The sequence below is a fragment of the Bryocella sp. genome, from assembly GCF_058498515.1.
The window spans coordinates 1-23103 of sequence record NZ_JBMHYI010000019.1 but is presented as its reverse complement, the minus strand read 5'-3'; the positions used below and the strand labels follow the sequence as shown (position 1 = coordinate 23103).

The following is a 23103-nucleotide window of genomic DNA, read 5'->3' as shown; positions in this document are numbered from 1 at the left end:
GAAGGGCCTAACGAGAGTGGAAGACAACCTGACCAGACGAAGTTTCGGCAAGCTGCTGGTTCCCGTAAGCAGTGCGGTCCTTGCGGGCGCAACTACACCGGGTCTCCTTGCGCAGACGCCGGCGTCGGATGCGAGTAGCAGCGGCGCGGGCATCTACAACGTGCGTGCGAACGGAGCCAAGGGCGACGGGAGAACACTGGATACCGCCGCAGTGCAAGGCGCGATCGATACCTGCTACGCGGACGGCGGCGGCATAGTGCTGATCCCCGCAGGTAAGTTTGTCATCGGGACGATAGAGCTGAAGAGCAACGTGACTCTGCACATCGCAGCTGCGGGTGAGCTGCTTGGCAGTGCGGAAGGGAAACACTATCGCGCGGTCGACCGGATTCCCCTGCACGGCGACACCACGCTCGAAGACGGAAACTGGGCGCTGCTCTTCGCTGTCGGCGCGAAGAACATTGCTATCGAGGGCCCCGGCACGATCGACGGTCAGGGCGCATCGTTTCGCAGCGAGCACGGAAGACCCGCGCCCAGCAGCCTCGACGGCAACAACCGCCCGTATCACATCCTTCTCCATCAGTGCGAAGGCGTCTCTCTCCGCAATATCTCGCTGCTCGATTCGGCGTATCACAGCGTTCGCATCATCCAGAGCAGCCGCATCTCGATCGACCACGTCTACATACATAACCGGGTCAACGGCAATAACGACGGCTTTCATTTCATCAGCGCTCAGCATGTTGCTTTGAGCAACTGCACCGTAAAATCACAGGACGATGCCTGTGCGATGTTTGGCTCCTGCCAGTACATCACCATTACCAACTGCTCGTTCAGTACGCGGTGGTCGGTGTTCCGCTTTGGTGGTGGCGACGTGCGTAACATTGCGATCTCCAACTGCCTGCTTTACGAGGTCGATGGTTGCCCCATCAAGTTCCAGGGCAATCCCGGGGACCACTTCGAGAACATCTCCTTCTCAGACCTTCTGCTGGACCGTGTCACCGGACCCATCAGCATCAGTATCGGCGCGAATGACGACGCAGCGAAGGGGCAGCCTCCTGTAGCTCGAAGGATCTCGTTCAGCAATCTGCAGGGAACGATCATCGCGCGCCCCCCAGAGAAACTACCCGAGTCTGATCTTGGCGTAGGCGCGCGTGCTGGCGAGCGTAACTCCTGCATCGTGCTGAATGCGGTTCGTGGGGCCGTAATCGAGGACATCTGCTTCGATAACGTGCACCTTATTTTCAGCGGAGGAGGCACGGCGGAGGATGCCGCGATCCGCAACGTTCCTCTCGTCTCCGGCGAATACTTCAAGCTCGGAACACTGCCTGCCTATGCGCTGTATGCACGAAACGTGCACGGCCTCACGCTGCAGAACGTTCGCTTCCAGGTGGAGCACACTGATCTTCGACCGGCCATTGTTCTTGATGGCGTGGAGGATGTCGCTGCCAATGCACTGAGCATGCACGCCAATGCGCAGGCAGAAGCCGTAGTGCGCTGCACTGCATCCCGCCAGATCCTGCTCAGTGCGGTCCGGGTGCTCATGCCGGCAAACGCTTTCCTTGCACTGGAGGGGCCTGCAAATGCGGGGATCATCGTCGAGGGAGGCGACTTATCGAAGGTCGCGAACATGGCGGTATATCGCGATGGTGCAGTGGAGGCAAGCGTCACGTCGAGAAACGCACGGTGATCATACATCGCCCGTAGGACGCGCGTCCGTCATCACTTGGACCGGCGGTAAATTGCCAGGCGCTGCTTCAGGCGGAGGAGCTACTCGGGCTCTCGCATTTGCGCGAGAGGGATCGCCCCGCGGCCTCAGAACACCGCGCCCGGTGACGAAGGAACGTGACCTCACTATTGCGTAGTACGGACACGCCCCGTCCTGGAGACGGGGCGTGTTTGATGCTCTCCCTCGCAAAACGCTTTGTTTCCTAGAACGTTAGCTTGAGTGCAAGCTGCACGAGGCGAGGGTTGTTCACCGTGGAGTTGACCGCGCCGAAGGGAGAGTTCGTAGGGATCTTAGCGTCAGACGTTGTGCTACTAGCCGCGACTCCAGCACCTGCGTTAATGTCGTTGACTGGCATACCATACTGCGGGTGATTGAAGAGGTTGAAGAACTCTGCGCGGAAATTCAGGCCGATGTGCCTTGGAAGAGTGAACTGTTTGATCAGCGAGAAGTCGGTGTTCCAGAAGTCCGGACCGACAACCGGAACGCGTGAGGCGTTCCCCAGCTGCCCCTCGGCGGGAGCCTCAAAGCAGGCTGGGTTGAGCCACTGGTGAGCGCCGTGGTTTGCGGCGTACACGTTGCAACCAGCGACCTGGTCTGGACGGTTCCAGTTATAGCTGTTACCGCCGGTATTGAAGGAGACGCCGGATTGATTGTTGCTATCGATCAGGGGAACAGGGAATCCCGATGAGGCTCTTTCGATCAGCGTCACCTGCCAACCGCCCACTAGGCTATTGGTGACGCCATTCCAGTCGGCGCCGAACTGCTTGCCATGGCCAAAGGGAAGGTCGTAGATCACACTGGCGACAAAGCTGTTGTCGAGATTGATCTGCGATAACGAACGGTCCAGGCTCTGCCAGTTCGGAAGAGGAAAGTATGGCGCGCTAAGCTCGGAACCTAGGCCGTCGCTCAGACCGTCGTCATAGGTCTTCGAGTAGGTATAGGCGATCAGGGCGTACAGGCCATGCTTCGGCGTCTTGGTCTCCGCCTTGATCTGCAGCGAGTTATAGCTGGTCGTGCCGAGATCGCCGGCCTCCAAAATCGTGCTGCCGGTCCCGTAGTTCGGCGTATACGGAGCAGCGCCGACACAGCCAATGTGGTTTGAGGTGGCCGAGGCGCATCCCGAAGGACCCGCGGTGTTGATGTCATTACCCAGCATCAGGATGTGGGTTCCATGGGCACCGGCATAGCCTCCCGTCAGCACCAGGCTGCCGAACAATTGGCGCTCGATGTCTACGCTGTACTGCTGGACGCGGCCTAACTTGAGATCCGTGGGCTCATAGGTAAACGCGCCCTGGTAGTTCGCAAGCGTGGACGGTGTAGGAAGGAGCGCAAAGCCGGCGGAGAGGCTGGGAGCGCTGAAGTTGTCGGACTCGCCCAGGAACGGCGGGTTCTGCCATAGGCCTTGGGCGCCTTGGCTCCATGCGGAATCGTGATACAGCGCGTAGCCTCCGCGAAGCACGGTCTTGTCGCTGCCAAACACCTTCCAGGCGGCGCCCACGCGAGGTTCGAGCGCTGTCCAGTCCATGTTGATGCCGGCCGACGCGCCTACACCATTTTGATTGGCGATGAGCAGCGAGCCACCGGTGGACGAAGGAACATAGTCGGCCATCTTGCCATGCGCTTCTGTGATCGGAGTCGTCATGTCATAGGCGAGGCTTAGGTTCAGCGTGAGGGAGGGAGAGACTCTCCAATCATCCGAGATAAAAGGACGCCAAATCTTCCAACGGCGGCCTGTGACAGCACCGTCATACGTCTGGTCGTGAATGGCTCCGCCGCTCGTAAGGCCGAGCAGGAAGTCGGCCTCCACATTGCCAGCTGCCGTACAATTCCCGGGGGCCGGAGGAGTACAGGCGCCGCTGCCTGCAGTAGAGTTGCCGAAAAGGCCCTCAAGCCAGAAACCGTCCGCGAAGGCTTCCGAGCCCACATTCATCTGATTGGCTCGAAGATCGAGGCCCATTCTCAACTCATGCTTACGCAGGATGAGATCGAACACGTCCTTGAAGGAGAAGATATCGGTTCCACCTTGAAAGGGTGAGTAACCGCGATCACCCAGAGCCCAATACCCCCCGTTCTCGAAATCTGTTGAGACCAAGCCGCAGCTATAAGCGCCGGTAGCGCAGGTGGTTCCGGCGCCGCCGCCGCACCCAAGATTGGCGCCGGGAATGCCGAGTTTCGCCGAGGCGCAAGTTCCCGTGCCCTGCGACAGGATGTAGTCGAAGATGCGGTTGTAGCCAAAGCTGGCCTGGTTCAGCATCTTCGGCGAGAACACATGCGTTTCGCTTAGCGCGACGTTCCGTGCATGGTTCGCAATCCGCTGATTGCTGCCGAACGCACCGGCTTCCGCAAACGATCCAATTCCACCACCACCGGGGACATACGAAGTCGCCTGATCGTAGCTGAAGCGGGCGAAGGCTGTGTCTTTGCTGGAGAACGTCTGATCCACGCGCGCGTCGAACTTGGTTTCGTTCAGGCTACGCACGGGCGAGTTCACGAAGTTATAGTTTCCGCCGGGATTGTTCGCGTTCGGCGTCGGATACAGGTTGATCATTGCCTGCCCAATGCTGTTGAACAGGTTGGATGGAATTTTATCGCAAGGTATCCCGGCGCCCTGGACACCGCCAGGACCTGCTGGGAGGGGGGTCCCAGCGGCGTTGCATTGGAACGCAGTACCTGTGTTGGGGTTAATGATGGCGCGGCCTGAGGGAAGGGGCGTACCGAATGGGTCATCCGTGAAATCGCCGTTGCGCATCGCCAGCGAAGGTACCAGGCCTGTAAAGGTCTGGCCCTGGCGCTGATATTTCTGTTCGGCGTCGACGAAAAAGAAGGTCTTGTCTTTGACGATGGGGCCGCCGATCGCACCGCCGAACTGGTTCAGGTTGAACTTAGTCGGCGTCTGGGAAAAGTAATTCCGCGCATCCAGCTTGGTGTTGCGCACAAACTCGAAGAGCGAGCCATGAAAATCGTTCGTACCGGATTTCGTGGTGACCAGCACGGTCGGACCCGCTCGTGTACCGTACTCAGCCGAGTAGGTGTACGTCAGAACCTTGAACTCCTGGATGTCGTCGATCGAGGAGAAGATGCCGATTCCGCCTCCGGTGAGTTCGTTATTGTCCACGCCGTCCAGCAGCCAGTCCGTGCTGTTGGGGCGTGACCCGCCGACAGAAAGCGAGAAAGAACCACGTGCCGCCACTTCGCTGTCCGCGCCGGAGGTGAAGAAGCTATTCGGGTTCGTCTCTGCCGTAGCGCCTGCGGTGAGCGTCGCCAGCTGAACAAAATCGCGGCCATTCAACGGCAGTTGCGATACCTGCTGCGCCGTGACGACCTGGCCAAGAGAAGAAGTGCTCGTCTCGACGGCGACTGCGTCCCCGGTGACGATCACTGTCGTGTCAACGGTCGCGGGCACGAGCGAAAAATCGAGCTCCCGAGCTTCCTGCACCTGGAGCACCAGGTCCTTCGAGGCAGCGCTTCGGAACCCCGGCGCATCCACGCGTACGGTATAGGTCGCGGCCGGCAGAAGTGGGATCAGGTAATGTCCTGCGCTGTCCGTCTTGGTCGCGCGCGTGAGGCCCGTAGCCTCGGAGACCACGGTGACGTCAGCCCCGGGGAGGCTCGATCCGGATTTGTCGAGGACATTCCCGGAGAAGCTTCCAGCAGCCTGGCCATAGGCCGATGAAGAGCTCATCATCGCGATGAGGGAGAGCATAAGAAAAAGAAATGCTTTATGGAGTTTTGTGCCGGTAGCGGCTACTGCCAAATGGGTACACTCCGCCGAAGACTTCATCTGCTTCATGGTCTAACCCCCTAGGGCTGGTTGAGGTGGATTGACTGCGCTGTCGTGAAGGCTTGACTGTACGAAGTAGTCCACCGGAAGTCAACCGCGCTTGCGGGCGAAAATCATAGCTGCGGTGATACGAGGGCCCTCGGGATCGACAGCTTCCGATTATGTTTTACGGTGTCGTTCAGGCCACCTCCGCTATGGATTGAATCTTGTTTCCACAACAGTCGCACCGACGCGGCGGCCTCGTTTGAAACGATCCACCAAGCGTTCCAGATCAATCGCGGACGCACACGCTCCCCGGACAACGGACTGGGAACGCAGCCCCATCCTCGATAGGACCGCAGGGTCAGGACCGGAACTTTTGGCGGCACTTGCCGCCGAATGCTACCAACGTCTGCAGTGGGCGAAGTGCTGCCCTGGCGAATCAGCCCGACCTGACGTGTTCGTCTTCAAGAGGTTGATCTCCCCAGTTTCTCTGAAAGCAAATGCCAGTCCTCGTGCTGGCGTATTGCTTTGCAGAGGACTATCCCGCTACTGCACGGTAAGTGCAATGTTGACGGACTGGCTGGCGCCAGAGGGTGTGGTCGCCGTCACTTGAACTGCATAGGTTCCGGCGGGCGATTTCGCCGAGCCTGAACCCGAGGACCCGGAGCCCGAACCGGCACAGCCGGTGAACAGGGACGCTACACCGCACATCAGCAGGAGCGTGGAAAGCGAACGCAGCGCGCCGCGCAGCCGCCGGTTGCGACCCGAGAGGCCAAGCAGTAGGAATCCGGGCAGCCCGAGAACTGCGGCCCATCTGATCGCGCTCGGCTGCGCGCCAGGCAGACCAGGAATCCGAAGACTCGCGAGGCCACCTGTACCGATGGTGAGCGTGGTGGCGCCGCTGCCGGAAGTGCCGGAGAAGGACAGCGAGGCTGGTTGAAAGGTGCAGGTGGCCTGCTGCGGAAGCCCGGCGCACGCGAGTTGCACGGTTCCGGTATAGCCGGTCGGAACACCGAGCGTGAGGTTATCAGTCACGGTACCGGCAGTAGAGACGACGAGCGCGTTGCTTGCTGACGTCATCGCGAGCGCGGGCGTGGCGGTGGAGGACGACGGAAGAAAGTTCCCGTCCCCACCGTACTGCGCGCTCAAGCTGACGCTGCCGGTCGGGAACGAGCTGACGGTGTAGGAGGCCACACCGTTGTTGAGAGTTCCTGGACCGAGCAGGGTCTGGCCAGCGTAGAAGCTGACCGTGCCGCTGGGTGTACCACTCGTCGCGGACGCGACCGTCGCGGTGAAGGTCAGGTTCTGATTCGAGAGTGCCAACGCTGTGCTGCTGGCGGCCTGCGCAATCGAGAGCGCAACGGTGGCCGTGGTGGTCGCGTAGTTAACGCCATCGGTCGGCGTGAAAGAGACCGACAGCGTCTGCGGGCCAGCACCAAGGATAGTTCCGGCGGCCGGGGTGTAGGTGAAGGTGCCCGGGACTGACGAGGTCGCGTTGAGCTGCGTTGAGCTGAGCGGGGTGCCGTAGGTGATCCCAGCGGGCTTCGCCCAGGAGATCACCGGTGTCGCCTTGACGACTCCGACCTGCGCCGTACCCGTGGCCGAGGTGTACGTGGAGGCCCCGGTGGTGTCGGGAGTGTACGTGACGGAGAGAGGGTCAGAGCCCAAAGCCAGCGAGCCGGACGGGATGGAGATGGTGGCGGCTCCGGAGCTCAGGGCGACAGACGCGGAGGTGAAGCTTCCTGCAGTCAGTGTGACGGTTCCGGTAGGCACGCCGGCGCTGGTGGGGTCCGTGACGGAGATGTTCGCGGTCACGGGCGTAGTGGTAGTGATGGAGGAGGCCGCGATCCCGACAGTGACGACCGGCGTGACGAGGGTGACGGTGATGGTGGCGCTGCCTGTGGCTGCGGTATAGAACTGGGAGCTCGCAACGTCAGGCTGATAGCTGGCTGAGAGCGGGGCCGAGCCGCTGGAGAACGATCCCTTCGGAATGGTGAGTGTGGCGGCGCCGGCGCTGAGGGCGACGGTCGCCGAGGTAAAGGAGCCGCCGGTTAGTGTCACGGTTCCGGTAGGTGTGGGATTGTAGGGTCCAGCGCTGACGGCGATGGTTACCGAGAGGGACTGGGTGACATTGACGCTCGAGGTGGCCGGCATGACGGTGACCGTTGGCGCACCAGGCTCGGCCGTGAGGTTGGTGGTCGCGGAGGAACTCGCCACGAAGCTGGTGTCGCCTGGATAGCTGGCCTTCACCGCGTGCTGGCCCATGCCATCCGGGGAGACGTTGGAGGCGGTCGCCGTGGCGGTCTGCGACAACTTCGAGATACCGATATTGAGATAGGCGGAGTAGTTGACGGAAGCGGCGACATCCGGGATGCCGTCCCCGTTCCAATCGCCAATGGCGATGGGACCTCCGCCGATGTTTGCGAGCGTAAGCCCAAACGCCGTGAAGGTGCCATCGCCATTGCCCAGCAGGGTGCTGGTGTTGGAGATGATGTCCGGCTTGCCGTCGAGGTTGATGTCGGTGACGACCGCTGACGTGGGGCTGCCGGTGAACGACGGCGCGGCGCCCAGGGTGAAGGTCCCATCTCCGTTGCCAAGCAGCACAGCCGGCGACCCATAGGAGAGGAACACAACGACATCCGGCTTTCCATCGCGGTTGAAGTCGCCGACCGCGAGCGAGGTAGGATAGGCCGTGCCCAAGGCCTGCGAGGGAACTGCCGTGAAGGAACCATCTCCGTTCCCGAGCAGGACCGTGGCCTGGGAGGTGGAATAGTTGGTGCCGGCTGTCAACAGGTCCGGAATGCCGTCGCCGTTGAAATCTGCCTGCATCAAGGAGGACACTCCCGAGACCGAAGGGCTGTATTGGCCCGGCGTGAATGTGCCGTCTCCGTTGCCGAGCAGAAGAGTGATGACCCCGCTGTTTGTATTCAGCACAGCGATATCGAGCAGGCCATCCCCGTTGAAATCCGCGACGGTCATCGCTCCTGGCCCTCCCGCCGTAGGAGCGATGCTGCTGGAGGCCGTGAAGGTGCCGTCGCCATTGCCGAGGTAGATCAGCACCTGGTTCAGGTTCGGAGCAGACACGGCAATGTCGATGTGGCCGTCGCGATTGAAGTCGCCCAGCGCGATGCTGCCGGGAGTGGTACCAATCGCTATCGTCTGCGGTGCGGCAAAGGTACCGTCTCCCCTGGCGAGGAGGATGAGCAACGAGTTGGTTTGCGAACCGAGCGCAACGAGGTCGGAAATGCCATCGCCGTTCAGGTCCGCTCCGACGACACCATAGGTATAGCTGTCGCCGGAGGGAGTCTGGCCCACGGTTTGCGTCAAGGCGGAAGAGCCGGCCTTGAGCGGGGACGCCGCGAGGACGCCGTTGGCGTTCGTTGTGTCCACAAAGGAGATGTTGCCCGTGGGAGCGACGTCGCCCTGCCCGGTGACAGTTGCGGTCAGGGTGTAGTTGCCGGCAGGGCCGCTCTGCGCGATGGTCGTGGTGCTGGGCAGGGTAGCTGACACGGTAAGTGGAGCAGCTGCAGAGGTGCTGGCTGCGATGCCGGAGATGCCGGCAAAGCTGGCGACATAAGAATGCACGCCAATCCCCGGTACGAAGGCAATGGCTCCGGAGCCGTTGCTGGCGATCTGCACCACGGCGCGATTGTGGGCGGCATCGCAGAAGGAAGCGGCGGCGTCACACAGGTACGCCTGGCCGGCGGACAACGCATTCGAGCCCGACGAGACGTTGATAGCAGCGGTGATTTTCGATCCTGCCGCTACGGTCGAGACGGGATTGCCTGCTGAGGAGAGCGACAGTGTGGTGGCGCTGCCGGCCTGGGCTGAGAGTACATTGACCTGCACCGTAGAGCTGGCGGTAAGCGTACCGGAGGTTCCCGTGATGGTGACCGTCGCGGATCCAGGTGCTGCCGCGCTACCGGCCGTAAAGGTCAGGACGCTCGACGTGGTTGCGGTAGCAGGAGCGAACGAAGCGGTGACGCCTGCGGGAACACCTGTCGCGGTGAGGCTGACGTTTCCGGAGAAGCCGTTAATGGGTGCGACCACAACTGCCGTCCTGCTGGAGGAGCCCGCAGGGAGTTCCACTTCTCCGGGCGCGGCTGTGAGCGTGAAGCTGCCTCCATTGACCACAAGCTGGAATGACAATGTCTGGGTGATGTTGCCTGACGTACCCGTGATCGTCAGCGGGTACGTGCCGGGAGCTGCAGAGGCGCTGGCGGCAAAGGTGAGCACGCTGCTCGTGGTCGTCGAAGCAGGAGAGAAGGTTCCGGTCACTCCCGAAGGAAGTCCGGAGACGCTCATCGCGACGCTGCCGGTGAAGCCGTTCTGCGGGGACACGGAGACAGTCGTGGTCGCAGAGCTGCCTTGATTCACGGAAGCGCTGTAGCTCCCATAGAGGCTGAACGTAGGCGCGACGACATCGAGAGTGATGGGGTAGGTCGCGGTCAGGGACCCTGAGGTCCCGGTCAAGGTGAAGGCGTACGGCCCCGGCGCCACCCCGGCCGCGACGGTGAAGACAATCGGGCTGTAATAGGTAGTGGGATTGGTCCCGAATGTTGCCGTGACTCCGGCCGGGAGGCCAGCCATGGAGAGCGTTACCGGTCCGGTGAAACCAAATAAGTCGTTGACGTAAGCGGACGAGGTCAGCGTGGAGCCCTGGCCAATGGTGGGGTAATAGGGTCCATTGAGCGTAAAGCCTGCAGCGCCTACGGTGACAGAAGCCGTGGTGCTAGCGCTGAGCGAACCAGAGGTTCCGGTGATCGTGACCGGATAGACTCCGGGCGCAAGCGAGCTGCTGGCAGTGAGGTTCAGCTGGCTGGAGAAAGTTGTCGGGTTGGGCACAAACGAAGCCGTGAGACCGGAGGGAAGTCCCGAAACCGAGAGATTTACGACACCACTGAAGCCGTTCTGCCCGTAAACGTAGACATTCGTCGAGGTGGATGTGCCGGGCCCGAGGCTGGGGTACCCAGTGCTCAGAGTGAACGATGGCGGGGCAACCGTGAACTGGAGCGTTGCGGTCTGCGATAGCGCGCCCGAGGTGCCGGTGATGGTAAGCCCGTAGTACCCGCTGACGGCTGTCGGGGTCGCCGTCAGTGTCAGGACAGTGCTGCCTGTCGTTGGATTTGGCGAGAACGACGCAGTGACGCCTGCCGGCAGGCCAGAGACCGAAAGGGCGACGCTGCCGCTGAAGCCGTACTGCGGATAGATCGCAACCGGCGTGGTCTGCGAAGTCCCGGGATTCAGGGTCAAGGAGTAGTTATCGGAGATGCTGAAGGTGGGCGCGGGCACCGTGAGGGGGACGGTGACGGTCTGCGTCTGGCTGCCGGAGGTTCCGGTGACCGTGAGGTTGTATTGGCCGGGCGTGGTCGTGCTGCCGACCGTGAGATTGAGTGCCGTGGAGGAAGTTGAGGTTGCCGGCGAGAACGATCCGGTGACACCGCTGGGCAGTCCGGAGACAGAGAAGTTCACATTCCCGTTGAAGCCGTACTCGTCGTTCACATAGATGTACGCTGTGCCGCTGGTGCCCGGCGGAATGGCAGAGACGTAGTAGTTGCTGAGGGTGAACGTCGGCACCAGGATATTGAGGGTGGCCGTGGTGGTGACGGTTTGACCACCCGACGTGCCGGTGATGGTCAGCGGATATTGTCCTGCAGCTACGGTTTTGCTGGCGCTGAGGTAGAGCGTCGTTGAGGACGTGGATGGATTGGGTGCCCATACGGCGGTGACTCCGCGGGGCAGCCCCGAGACGGAAAACGCAACCGATCCTTGAAAGCCGTACTGCCCCTCCACAGTGACAGAGAGCGTGCCCGAAGTGCCCTGACCAAGATTGAGGGGGGAGTACGTGTAGAGAGTAAAGGTCGGTTGAACGACGTTGAGCGTGATGTTCGCAGAGGACGTGAGGGTGCCCGAAACCCCGGTGATCGTAATGGGGGTGGCGCCGACCAAGGCTGTGCTGCTGACGTTGAAGGTCGCGGTGACAAAGGACCCGGTCGGAGCGGGATTGGGAGAGAAGTTAGCCGTGACACCGGCCGGGAGGTTCGACGCGGACAACGTGACGTTGCCGGTGAACCCGTACTGCGAAAGGACCTCGACGTACGCCGAGCCTGAGCTACCCTGTCCCGCGGTGACTGCGGTTTCCAGGGGATCGATATTGAAGCTGGGCGCCTGAACGATGACTCCCATGGTGGTGGTGGCGGAAAGCGATCCAGAGGTACCGGTGATGGTCAGAACGCTGTTGCCACCCGTGGCGTTCGAGGCCGCCGTCAAGGTCAACGTGCTTGTCCCGCTGGTAGACGAAGGGGAGAACGAAGCGGTCACTCCCGTGGGCAGACCCGAGATGGAGAGCGCTACGGTTCCGGTGAAGCCGTACAGCGGCTGCACGGCGACGGTGGTGGTTCCTGAGTGACCGGGCTGCAGAGACACCGTGGCAGGCGAAGCTCCCAGACCAAAGCTCGCCGAGTGGATGACAAGTGTGAAGTTGACGGACTGAGTGAGAGCCCCGGAGGTGCCTGTCACAACGACGGGGACTGTCTGCTGCGAGACGGAGCTACCGACCGAAAACGTGAGAACGTCGGAGCCGGTGGCCGGATTGGTTGCGAAGGCCGCCGTGACGCCAGTGGGAAGTGTGGAGGTGACGGCGAGGCTGACGTTGCCGTTGAAACCGCCGGCATCGACGATCTTGATGGTGGTGGATCCGGTTCCGCCGGGGTTGGCGGCAGCGGCCGATTGGGAGCTCACGAGCCAGAACCCGGGGACCTGCGGACCTGCGAGATCGTTGATGAGGCTCTGTCCGTTCGCGCTGCCCCAGCCCGTGGTGAGGTCATACCCGGCGACGGCGCTGAACCAGGTGGGTTGATTCGACGTCTGGTTGTTTCCGCTGGTGATATCGTGCAGATCGTTCGCGGCGTTCGCTCCCTGCGCGATCTGGTAAAGCGGCAGGTTGAGGAAGCCTATGCCACCCGTTGTTGCGGAGCCATTTTCAACGGCCTGTTGATTGACAAGCGCCATGAAGGCCGCCCACCGCGGGGCAGCGAAGCTGGTGCCCGCCCAATCCCCGGCACATACGCCACCCTCACAGGAATAGTTATCGAAGTCGCCTTCCATGGCGACGTCAGGTTCGTTGCGGAGGGTGGTGGAGCCGCCATTGGCAGAGTTCGCGAGGCCTGTCTGCCAAGAAGGCAACGGAATGCTATCCGGGCTGATGCCGCCGCCGCTGCCTGCTCCGCCGGAGTTCCACACCGTCTCCGAGACCCACGAACTGCCGGGGCCGGCAGTCGCGAGGTGTGTACCGCCCACGGTCGTGACGTAGTCATCCTCCGCGGGGAAGAAGAATGGGTTGATCGCGGCGTCGAATGCGCCGGAGTCGCCGGAGGAGGCGAAGAAGCTTTGTCCCTGGGCCGCCATCTCCTGAAAGAAGACATCGGCAGCGGTGGGGTCTGCCGGCCGCCATCCCCAGGAGCAGCTCAGCTGCTTCGCGACGTTCTCTGAGACCATCGCGTTGAGGACGCTCGCGTCGTCCAGACCGGAGGTTGCGTTCCCAATGTAGACCCGCACCTGGCTGAGGTTGGGCGCCATGCCGATGGCCTGGACGATATCCAGGACCTGCTCGCCGTCTCCGTACTGGTCTGTCCCCACACTGGCGCCATCGAGGGCCACGTTATTGATGGGGACGTTGTTGGTCTGTCCGGAGTTGGTGAATGTGAGAGCGACGTCGGAGGGATCGTAGCCACCGAACTCCAGCAACCCGACGGCCTGCCCGGTGCCGTCCAGAACTGTGCCGCCGTAATAAGCGGCTCGCATGTCGCTGCCGAGATAGGATCCTCCGGGGCCGGAGCCATTGACGGCGACGGCGGCCTGCTGGACCGCCATCGCACGGAGCGAGAAAGGCTTCGGGATCGAATAGTTATCCATGCCCGAGATATGGGAGACGGGCACGCTGAGACGAAGGGAAGGCTCACGATCCGGAGAGAAGAACCTGCGGTTTTCCGTCGGGTGCTGGTACACCGTCATCTGCACGTTGAAAGCCGCGTTCACCGCTGCGACGGAACCGCTGACGGGCACTACAAGCCGGTTCCCGGGCGCTGTACCCACCGTGAGCCCTTGCGTCTGAGCGTAGGCTGCGACGGCGTTGTAGTCATCCTCAGAGGGGCCAAACTGTTGCGTGAACTGCGCAACAGAGAGGAAGTGCCGGTAATCCGGGCTCGTGGGATCGTACAAACGCTGGAGCAGGGCGCTGAGCGCCGCCTGGTTGCGTAATGGGAGCACGATGGAGAGATGCAGCTGCTCGTCGTCGGCCATCGGCGCTACGTAGGCCGCGGTGTGATCGAGCACCTGAGGCCGCACGTGCGAAGAAGGCACGCGCATGGGTTGTTGCTGCGCCCGCGCGGCAGGGCCAAACAGGACTCCGATAGCGAAGATCAGGAGCGAAAACGCCGCGCGGCGCGGCGCGGCGGTGGAGGCGATGGAACGACGGGGCGAAGAATCATCCCAAAGTGCTCTGCGGCGCAAATTCATGGACGAACACCACCCCAGACGGCCGCCTCGGGCAACCGCCTACAACAATCCCAGGAGTTTTCGCAGAGACGTGGCGGAGGTTGTACTCACCGTGCGGCCTGCTACACTTGCGTGCGTTTTGCGGAGTCTACCACGACGTTCTTGCTGCTGTATGTGAGGCGGGTTGAACGGGCACCATCCCCGGGGAGGGAGGGAAGCGACTATTCGAAGCCGACCAGCGAAGCGGAAGACGGAGTGCGAACCTTCGTTCACCGATCCGAAGTCGAGTCGTTCGAGGCATTACCCAGGACCGGTCGCCCGCCCAAGAAGTCCGCGAAGAAGAAGAGCATCAAGAAGGCCTCGAAGTAGCAAAGTTGCAGGTTGTCCAGCAACTTCGTGAACCCGCTGAATTTCTCGGATATCATCATGTCGGACTCTGGGCCTCCCGGCCACTGCGATTTGCGAAAAGTGCTAATTTGATCGCATGCTTTCCGAGCTTCTCTTCGAGATCATCCAGCATTGGTTTCTCGCGGCACTTGGTTGTCTGTTGACGCTTTGGTTCGGAGTGCGAGTCTACAGAATCGTTCGGAACCCGGAGGGCGTGAAGATTATGCTCGCGGTCATTACGGCTGCGTCAGCATTGAGTGTGGCAGCATTTTTCGGAAGCCTTCACTATGCGAAGGTTGCGCGAATTGGAAGCAAGAGCAACTTAACAACACATCAAGTACTTGCCGCCCTTTCGACAAACATCACAATCTTAGGTGGCATCGTGGGCGTGGCGGCGATTGGCGTTGGTGTCGGGGCCCTGTTTGGGTATGCTGAGCTTCGTACTGCGACGATGCGAAAAACTGAGGATCATCTTGTCAAGTTGATAAGGGCGATGCAAACGAGAGGCGAACTTACCGATGCGACAGCTGCCGTCCTTCTCGAGAGTGTTGTCCCAGAACGGGTGATTGTCCTACGGGTCCCAACCCAGGAATCGAACGCCGTCTCTGCCGCGTCAAACAACCGCGGATCAGAATCTGGCGAGAGCCAAATTGCTCTGGAATATCCGGAGGATATGAATGATAGCCCTGACAAATAAGAAATCGGTGCAGTCCCCGAATGTGACGGCCGAGGCTACCGTCCCCGTGGATGTTGTGGCCTATGCGGAACGGTTGGGGGTGAATGTTTGGGAGCAGGATCTCCCAGAGGGAATATCGGGTGAGATTCGCCGAGACGCAAGACATGGCGGACCGTCTGGGTACAGTATTCTCGTCAACAACCGCGATTCCCGCACACGGAAGCGTTTTACTGTGGCGCACGAAATCGCCCACTTCTTGCTTCATCGCGACAGGATTGGGGACGGGCTAGTCGATAGTTCGATGTATAGGAGTGGTCTCAGCACGCTGGCTGAAGTCCAGGCTAACAAGAAGGCTGCAGACATTTTGATGCCCATGCATTTGATCGAAAGAGAGATCAAATCTGGTGCAGACAGCATAGCTATTTTGGCGCGACGCTTCGATGTTTCGGAGCAAGCTATGAGTATTCGGCTGGGTGTTCCCGGATAAAGACAGATCCGTCATGGATTGGCCTCTTGAGCTGGTTCACAATAGGCCTCAGGTACTCGGAACGGTGCCTGCTTTGACACCGACGGCACGTTATGACTCGTGGCGCACCTGCGGAAACGACGGAAGTTAGCCCGCTGCGATTCCCCGGATTTGCATTGCGATTTCGAACAGCTCTAGCGTTTGGAGATGCTGACGATTCGGGCCATGACGGGCGGCCAAGGCTACGCGCAACGGCACCTGGAGCATAACGACTACTACGACCAGAACCGGACGATCCGGGGCGAGTGGCATGGTCGCGGCGCGGAACTGCTTGGGCTGCGAGGCGAGGTGACGCCAGAACAGTTTGAGGCGATCCGCGAAGGTCTGCATCCTGCGAATGGAGAGTTCCTTCGGCCACGCCATAGCGCAGACCGTCCCGCAAGCAACGGCGAGACGGAGGCCAAGGCCAGGTCCCTTTACGACTTCACGTTCTCCGCGCCCAAGTCGGTTTCTGTGCAGGCGCTGGTGGGTGGCGATGAGCGATTGATCGAAGCACACCGCACCGCGGTCAGAGAAGCCATGCAAGAGACAGAGCGCAAAGCGGGCGCCCGCGTCCGGTTGGATGGGGCCAACCATGACCGTCAGACCGGCAATCTCATCGTTGCGGCATACACGCATGACAGTAGCCGGCAGCTCGATCCGCAGATTCACACGCACGCGGTTGCGGCGAACCTCACCTATGACGGAGTCGAAGGGCGCTGGAAGGCACTCCAGGCCTCAGGCGTCTACGAGCGCCGGGCGTACCTCACCGAGGTCTACCGCAATGCCCTCGCCAGGGAAGTGCGAGGGCTAGGCTACGAGATCGAGAACCAGAGGAACGCCAAGGGCGGCGACGCCCGTTTCGAGATCAAGGGGGTTTCGCGAGATCTCATGGAGCGCTACTCGCAGAGAAGCGAACAGCGAGATCAGGCAATCAACCAGTTCAAAGCCGAGCATGGACGATCTCCAACCGACAACGAAGTCGCCGTTCTCGTCCGCGAGTCCCGGCCGGATAAGCTGCACGCGATCAGCACTGCCGAAGTTCGCCATCTGCAACTCGGACGGATCTCCGCCCAAGAACACTCGACCCTGGTCGATCTACGCGATCGCTCGCAAGAGCGGGGAATCCAGAAAGCTCCAGCCACCGAATCCCTGAGCCACGCACAAGAACATCTATTCGAGCGCAAGACCGTCGCGAAGGATCATGAGTTGCTGGCTGAGGCCCTCCGCCATGGCCGAGGTCGCATCGACCTGGGAGAACTGCGCGGAAGCTATGAACTGGCCGTATCACAGGGCCAGTTCCTTCAAGTCAACGGCAACGTTACGACGCAGCTGAGCTTGGAGCGCGAGCGAAGCATGGTCGCTGCCATCGACCAGGGGGTGGGCCGCTACTTTGCCCTTGGTCGCAACGAACCGTTTGAACCGAAATCAACTCTCCCGGCGGAACAGCGCCATGCGGTCGAGACGATCCTTGCGTCTCAGGACTTCGCCATCAATGTCCGCGGAGCCGCTGGAACAGGGAAGACTGCGACCTTACAGGAGATCGATCGCGGCCTGCGTGAGGCCGGGCATAATGTTCTGGCCGTCGCGCCAACGCGGAGTGCCGTCGGGGAGCTTCAAAAGGTCGGCTTCAAGAGTTCGATGACGATCGCGCGCCTGCTGGAAGACCAGACTGCACAGCGAACTCTGCGGGGCAACGTGCTGATTGCTGATGCGGCGGGGATGGTTTCAGGCCGTCAGATGGAAGGGCTCCTCGACCTGGCTCGCCGCGAACACGCGCGCATCCTGTTCTCGGGTGACACGCGGCAGATACAGAGTGTGGAGTCGTCGGACGCCTTGCGCATCCTGGAGCGCGAATCGAGGATGACGAGCGTCTCCTTGACCGGCATCCAGCGCCAATCGAATCGCGAGTATAGGGCCGCCATCGAATCTCTCAGAAGCTCTCCCGAGGAAGGCTTCGCGAGACTTAAGGATATGGGGGCCGTGCGCGAGGTGCCATACCTTGAGCGTGCACAGACCGTCGCAGACGTATATCGGGAGATGACAGCGAGGTCGGGTCGCACGGTGCTTGTCGTCGCGCCTACCCATGAAGAGATCGGACGGGTCACCGCGGCAATCCGGGAGGACCTGAAGACGCGATCAATCCTGGGCCGCAGTGAGACACTGGTGCAGCATGTCCCCCTGCAGTGGACTGAAGCGCAGAAGAAAGACCTTTCCAACTACCAACCTGGCCAGGTGCTTGTCTTCCATCGGGCATCGCGTGGTATCGAGAAGCATGAAGCGCTCACCGTCTCTGGTGTATCTGATTCCGTGATCCGGGCGGTGAACGACCATGGTGAAGAGAGGCTTGTCAGGCTGACCCAAGCGCGATCATTCTCCGCCCATGAGCGCCGAGAGATCGAGGTCGCGGCAGGAGACAAGTTGCTACTGAGGGGCAATCGGAAAGACCCCGAGTTTCGCGCGACGAATGGGGAACTGGCGACCGTGCGAGGCGTGGAGCAAGGAATCATTCACCTGGAAGACGGTCGAAGCATCCCGGAAAACTATCGAGAGTTCACGCACGGCTACGCCGTCACAGCGCATCGCAGTCAGGGTAAGACGGTTGATGAGGTGATCATCTCCGCCGACGCCATGCAGCAGGAACTCTTTTATGTTGCAGCTTCGCGCGGTCGGGAGGGGATCGCCATCGTCACATCGGACATAGGTCGGTTGGGGGAATCCCTGGGAATATCGATGGCGCGCCCCTCCGCAATCGAACTCGAACATGTCTCGCTTCAACGTGTATCGACCGAACCTGCCATCGACAGCGGCATCAAGTCAAGACCGTCTGTGAACCTGCCTGAGCCTGCAATCGAGCTTGAGCAGGGACTCGGTCTCGGGATTTAGCTGCCACCAGCATTACCCTAGATGAACTAAGATCGCGGCGCGCAGATTAATGGGTGCTGATCTTGCATCGATGAGTGACTCGGCGATTTAGCACCAGGTGACGGCGCTAGGCATCGCTGAACTTCCGCTATTTGTCGACCAGGCGGGCCATTCGCCCGGTGCTGGGGCAAAGCTCGTAATAAGCTGTGCCGTGACGAACCCTTTCGACAGACTACAAGTTCTCTAGCAGCCGCACGCTTCGATCTCTGAGGCTCACGGAGGCCGGGGCTTGAATTCCGAAAGCAAGACTGCGAGTGAGAGGAAAGCAACTTTCCAAGGTGGGGTTATGCGCCACGCCTTGCTAACCATTGGAGCCGACCGTGATCTTGGGAACTCGGCCAGGCGGAGTGCTTGAGCGGGATTTTCGCCAATGCGTGATTGCAATCACGTTGGCTCCGCCCCGCTCAGGGTAGCGTATCGATGTGAGAGTTCTACCAAACCTCGCGATCACGCATGGCCAGCAATGTCTCCTTCAGGACAAGCTAGGTAGGCGTGAGGCAAAACGTCTGTCAGCAAACAAATCGTATACTTCAATGAAGATGCGCCGATTCTCGGTCTTCGCCATCCTGATTCTCCTCCTGTCTGCCGCAGCGCCGATCTTTGCCTGCGTCGCAGGGAATGGGGATTCGCATGCGGCGAAGGCTTGCTGCGCGGCGATGCACGTGAAGTGCGGCGGTATGAAGAGCATGACTTGCTGCCGAAACGACGGCAAGATGGATGAGCCGCCGCAGATCGTAACTTCGGGGCCGTCTCTCGTTTTGGTTTGGACCGCCGTCTTTTGGGACGCGATTGTGCCCGCCGAACTTCCGGTCGTTCCCATTGCCTTGCCGAGAATCCCAGCCGAGCATGATCCGCCGGGGCTTCAAATCGCCCGAACTGCCAATCTCCGAATCTGAATCACTCCTATCTCGCACTTCGTTCGAGTGACGCATTTGCGTGCTCGTTTCTGAAATGTCGTAGAGACAGGAGAACGCTCCATGAAGGTGACCTTTTATTGGTCCGCCATATTGGTGCTTGGAACCGGCATCCTCGCCACGGCGCAGGATATGCCGATGCAACCGAGCACCCTGGCTTCACTGATCGCCGAAGCTGAGGCGAACAATTCGCAGATCTCTGCGGCTGACCACGCCTGGAAAGCCGCAACCCATGTTGGCCAACAGCTCGCGGTTCTGCCCGATCCGCAACTGACGGTGCAGGACTTCAGCGTTGGGAGCCCGAAGCCCTTTGCCGGGTTCAGCAATAGCGATTTTGCCTACATTGGATTCGGTGCATCCCAAGACCTCCCTTATCCCGGAAAGCTGAAGCTCAAATCAGAGGTAGCCAACCGGGAAGCCGACACGAGTCTCGCTCAGGCCGACCAGTTGAGGGCATCCATAGCCGAGCAGGTCAAACTGGCTTATGTGCAGTTGGCCTATCACGAGGCGACGCTCGCGATCCTGAACAAGAGCGAGGCCATCCTTAGGCCACTGATTGAATCGGGTCTTTCCCGTTACAGCGTGGGACAAGGAAGCCAGGCAGATGTCCTCAAGGCTCAACTGGAGCTGACCAAACTCCTGCGAGAAAAGACCATGCACCACCAGGACATGGGCCAGCTACAGGCTGTCCTTAAACAGCTTCTGCATCGCCCCCAACAATCTGTGGACATCATGCCGGACAAGCTTACGGCTATGCCGTTGCGCTATACCGCGAGCGAGTTGGCGGAACTTGTCCAGAGCCATGACCCGGCCGTCCATACGGAGACGGCTGAAGTTCAGAAGCAGGCTGCAGCAGTGAAGTCAGCAGAGAGAGAGGGGAAACCGGACTTCAACGTCGGATATATGTTTCAGCAGACCGGCGCAGGCTACCGCGATTATTACGTGCTCACGCTGAACATGAGACTCCCGCGGCGCAAGCGCGTTGAGAGCCAGATTGCGGAAGCAACCGAAATGCTGAACGGGGCAAAGCAGACACTCGACTCGCAGGTACAGCAGGAATTGGCCGAAGTGCAGAAGCAGTATGTGGCGGCGACCAGTGCAGAGAAACAGATCACCGAGTTTCAGCAGGGATTGCTTCCCCAGGTCGACGCTGTATTCCATTCCCAAGAAACGGCCTACCAGTCAAGCAAGCAACAGTTCGAGCCTATCCTGTTATCCCTGATGGACGCCCTCGCTGTGCAACGTGACTACGAACAAGTCCTTCTGGACCATGAAATGGCCCTTGTACGACTGGAAACACTGACGGGAGCATCAATCCGATGAACAAATATATTGTCCGCACTTCGCTCTTTTGGCTTTTCGTGATGGCTGCGGTCGGAGGAGGAGCATTCTATCGGCTGCGTGTACGGCAACGGCCCGCGCCGCACGAATCTGTCGTTGAGCCGCTTGCATCGGGACCCTCTTCGAAGACTGATGAAACTCCGACAGCGCCGCAGCCAGGGATAGAAGCGCCGCTCGTGCCAGTTCAGTTGACCGCCGACCAGATGCAAACGATCGGCGTGAAGTCGGGAACCGTGGAATATAAACAACTCGCTGACGACGTACGGGCAACCGGCACCGTCACCACCGATGAGCGTCTCGTTTCCTACGTGCAGGTACGGTTCCCGGGCTATATCCGGCAGGTGTTTGCGAATGCCACGTATCAATACGTGAGGAAGGGGGAGCCGCTCTTCACGATTTATAGCCCGGATCTCGTCGCCACGCAGAGGGAATATCTGCTGGCTCGGCAGAATCAGAAGACCATGAGTTCCAGCCCGGTGGATGGTGTTGCCACCGGAGCGGCTTCGCTATCTGAAGCGGCGGAACAGCGGTTGCAACAATGGGAGGTGCCAGCCAGCGAGATGGCGAAGCTCAAGGAAACGGGCAAGGCGATCTCGGATATCACGATCAATTCACCCGTTTCGGGGTACATCACCGAGCGCATCGCACTTCCAAATATGTCAGTTGATTCGAGCAGTCACTTGTACACGATTGCCGATCTATCGCGCGTGTGGGTGAACGCTCAGGTTTTTCAGAATGATGTTGGGCGAGTAAAGCCGGGAGACAGCGCGGCCATTACCGTCGATGCGTATCCGGACCATACGTTTTCCGCCAGGATTGAAGCGATACTCCCGCAGGTGGATATGACGACGCGCACGGTTGCGGTGCGTCTTGCTGTGAGCAATGCCGGGCTCAAACTAAAGCCGGGGATGTTCGTCAATGTTGACCTCAAATCAGGCCTCGGACGACAACTCGTAGTTCCGGTTTCTGCGGTATTCCAAACGGGTATACGGCAGGTAGTTTTTCTCGATCACGGCAATGGAAGTCTTGAGCCGAGAGATGTTGTCTTGGGACCGCAGGAGGGCGATTCTTATGTCGTCCTGAAGGGGCTTGAAGTCCATCAGCAGATTGTCACTTCGGCGAGCTTCCTTCTTGATTCGGAGAGTCAGTTGCAGGCAGCGGCGGGACCGGCCAGCGCACAACCAAGCACGGGCACGGTCATGACGTCGATTTCTCCCTCAAACAACTCAAATGTCGGGTTGGACTTCAAGATTGCTCCTGACCCTCCGCACCGAGGGCCGAATGATTTGCATGTCACCCTCGCTACAAGCGGCCATCCAACAGACGGGGCCGACGTGAGTGTGACGTTCTCCATGCCTGCCATGCCCGCAATGGGTATGGCTGCCGTCAACAAGACGTTTCCTCTTGCGGCTAAGGGCGGTGGTCAGTATGAGGGCCAGGGAAGTCTCGAATCGGGCGGAACCTATAACGTGACGATTGTTGCCAAGCAACACGGCCAGTCGATAGCCACAAAGCGTTTGCGGGTAACTGCCCAAGGAGGGATGTAAATGCTCTCCAAGATTATTGACCTTTGCGCACGCAACCGGTTCCTTGTCTTCACTGGCGTTCTGCTCCTCACCCTTGCGGGTATCTGGTCGCTCCAGCATGTCCCGCTGGATGCGTTACCGGACATCTCCGATGTCCAGGTGATTGTCCATACAAGCTGGGAGGGCGAGCCGCCGGAAGTGATCGAAGACCAGGTCAGCTATCCGATTGTCACCAGTCTTCTGGCTGCCCCTCACGTCAAAGCCGTGCGGGCGCAAACCATGTTCGGGGATTCGTACGTCTACGTCATCTTTGAAGACGGAACGGATATGTACTGGGCACGCTCGCGTGTTCTTGAATATCTCCAGCAAATTAGCGGACGGCTGCCCGCTGCCGTACATCCGGCCATTGGGCCCGATGCGACCGGCGCGGGCTGGGTCTTTGAGTATGCCATCGTCGATAAGAGCGGAAAGCACAGCCTCGCGGATCTGCGGACTTTGCAAGACTGGCACCTCCGCTACGCGCTGGAGACCGTGCCCGGGGTATCGGAGGTTGCGAGTATCGGCGGCTACGTTCGCCAGTACCAGATCCAGCTTGATCCGGCGAAGCTGCTGGCCTACAACATTCCGCTCTCCATGGTGATTGACAGGGTAAAGGCAAGCACCAACGAGGTTGGCGGCCGAGTGCTGGATCTGAGCGGCGCGCAATACATGATTCGGGGACTTGGATACCTTCACTCGCTGAAAGACCTCCAGAGTGTTGCCGTTGGCAGCAAGAATGGGACACCTGTTTTATTGCGCGATCTTGGCGTTGTCACCTTCGGCCCGGATATTCGAGAGGGAGTTGTCG

Annotated in this window: 9 protein-coding genes; 7 read left to right on the top strand and 2 right to left on the bottom strand. The window is 60.3% G+C overall.

All coding sequences use genetic code 11. The features are described 5' to 3' along the window. Window positions 1-16: 16 nt before the first annotated feature. The gene (locus tag AC5E6W_RS04925) at window positions 17-1684 is read left to right on the top strand and encodes a glycoside hydrolase family 28 protein (RefSeq protein WP_491751150.1); all 1668 of its coding nucleotides are present in this window, start codon (window positions 17-19) and stop codon (window positions 1682-1684) included. A gap of 241 nt (window positions 1685-1925) precedes the next feature. Here the strand turns inward: AC5E6W_RS04925 and AC5E6W_RS04920 are convergent, their stop codons facing one another. Both AC5E6W_RS04920 and AC5E6W_RS04915 read right to left on the bottom strand, forming a co-directional pair. Beyond that, window positions 1926-5477, bottom strand: a complete 3552-nt coding sequence (locus tag AC5E6W_RS04920; RefSeq protein ID WP_491751149.1) for a carboxypeptidase-like regulatory domain-containing protein — start codon at window positions 5475-5477, stop codon at window positions 1926-1928. Window positions 5478-6032: 555 nt separating this feature from the next. Next, on the bottom strand, window positions 6033-14003 hold the full coding sequence (locus tag AC5E6W_RS04915) for an FG-GAP-like repeat-containing protein (protein ID WP_491751148.1): 7971 nt from the start codon (window positions 14001-14003) through the stop codon (window positions 6033-6035). Window positions 14004-14583: 580 nt separating this feature from the next. Here AC5E6W_RS04915 and AC5E6W_RS04910 point away from each other — a divergent pair. The 6 genes from AC5E6W_RS04910 to AC5E6W_RS04885 all read left to right on the top strand — a co-directional run. Further along, window positions 14584-15066, top strand: a complete 483-nt coding sequence (locus AC5E6W_RS04910; RefSeq protein WP_491751147.1) for a hypothetical protein — start codon at window positions 14584-14586, stop codon at window positions 15064-15066. Then, complete coding sequence (locus tag AC5E6W_RS04905; protein WP_491751146.1) at window positions 15047-15532, top strand: ImmA/IrrE family metallo-endopeptidase; 486 nt, start codon at window positions 15047-15049, stop codon at window positions 15530-15532. The genes AC5E6W_RS04910 and AC5E6W_RS04905 overlap by 20 nt, the downstream gene beginning before the upstream one ends. A gap of 186 nt (window positions 15533-15718) precedes the next feature. Beyond that, complete coding sequence (mobF, locus tag AC5E6W_RS04900) at window positions 15719-18436, top strand: MobF family relaxase (RefSeq protein ID WP_491751145.1); 2718 nt, start codon at window positions 15719-15721, stop codon at window positions 18434-18436. Between the two features lie 1016 nt (window positions 18437-19452). Then, window positions 19453-20712 carry a TolC family protein gene (locus tag AC5E6W_RS04895; protein WP_491751144.1) on the top strand — a complete coding sequence of 420 codons (1260 nt, stop codon included), beginning with the start codon at window positions 19453-19455 and terminating at the stop codon, window positions 20710-20712. Beyond that, entirely contained in the window at window positions 20709-22277 is a 1569-nt protein-coding gene (locus AC5E6W_RS04890; protein ID WP_491751143.1) for an efflux RND transporter periplasmic adaptor subunit, read from the top strand. The genes AC5E6W_RS04895 and AC5E6W_RS04890 overlap by 4 nt, the downstream gene beginning before the upstream one ends. Further along, window positions 22278-23103, top strand: an 826-nt coding sequence (locus tag AC5E6W_RS04885; RefSeq protein ID WP_491751142.1) for an efflux RND transporter permease subunit, incomplete at its 3' end; no start/stop codon positions are given.